2 protein-coding genes are annotated in these 1070 nt (G+C 68.6%); both read right to left on the bottom strand.

Annotation, left to right across the window (positions count from 1 at the left end; all coding sequences use genetic code 11):
* Nucleotides 1-172: 172 nt before the first annotated feature.
* Nucleotides 173-409, bottom strand: a complete 237-nt coding sequence (locus tag ACWDNU_RS46885) for a hypothetical protein (RefSeq protein WP_355277618.1) — start codon at nt 407-409, stop codon at nt 173-175.
* A 107-nt stretch (nt 410-516) separates the two neighbouring features.
* Nucleotides 517-1070: LysR substrate-binding domain-containing protein (locus ACWDNU_RS46880; RefSeq protein ID WP_449673587.1), on the bottom strand; the 554-nt coding region annotated here is incomplete at its 5' end.

Raw genomic sequence — 1070 nt, 5'->3', positions numbered from 1 at the left:
ACCACCGAGCGTCACCGGGGCGGCTCCCTGCGCCGTCCCGACAGTGCCGACAGTGCCCCAGACCAGCAGCAGCGTGGCGGCGGCGATCCACCACCGACCCCATGTCGTAGGGGCACTCCCGCGCTGAAGTGCGGGAGTGCCTTGATTGCTTCTCGTTTTCGGCATCTGCGTGTCAGACCACGCAGACCGGGTACAAGAAGGGAACGGTGATCAGGACGATGCCGCATGCGAGGAAGGCACCGGGGATCGTGATGAACGGTGACAACACAACGGGCTCGACCTGAACCGGAACCGGTGCGACGGGGACGGGGTCCGCCGCGGGTGCTGCGCCGGCGACGCCGGCACCTAGAGCGATCATCGGCGCACAAGCGAGCACCGCGATGGTTGAACGTACTTTGTACATGGCCATTCCTTCGACTGTCTCCCACATTTGTCGTGCCGATCCCACGACGGAATCGTCACCCTATAAAGGACAGCACCGACGGCCCGGAATATCGTCGTACGAACAGATGAGATCTAAAAGGGCCGCTTCGATCGGATCACAGCTGCGAGGTATTCGTAATCCTCGGCCCGCGCGGATGACCCCCGATATGCCAGCCCGATCGTGCGGCCCGGCGCGGGATCGGCGAAGCGCGCGGTGTCGAGGGTGGCCCGCGCGGTCTCGGTGGCCACGGCCATCTGCGGGATGAGGGTCACCCCGAGGCCGCCCGCGACGCACTGCACCACGGTCGTCAGCGAGGCGGCGCGGGTGTCGCCGACCGCGCCGGGGTGCACCTCGGCGGTACGGCACAGCTCGAGCGTCTGGTCGCGCAGGCAGTGGCCTTCGTCCAGCAGCAGCAACGGCATGTCGGCCAGCACCGGCGCGGCCAGGTCGGTGCGCCCGGCGAGCTCGTGCCCGCGCGGGGTGACGAGCACGAATTCCTCGGAGTACAGCGGGATCTCGACCAGGCCGGGGGCGTCGGTGGGCAGCGCGAGCAGGGCGACGTCGAGCACGCCGGTGCGCAGCCCGTCGAGCAGCCGGGCGGTCTGGTCCTCCACCACCTGTGGCACCAGCGCGGGCAGTTTGCGGC

This window comes from Amycolatopsis sp. NPDC003676 (assembly GCF_053587275.1).
Note: the sequence above shows the minus strand (reverse complement) of the source record. Positions and strands in the feature narration are given on the sequence as shown.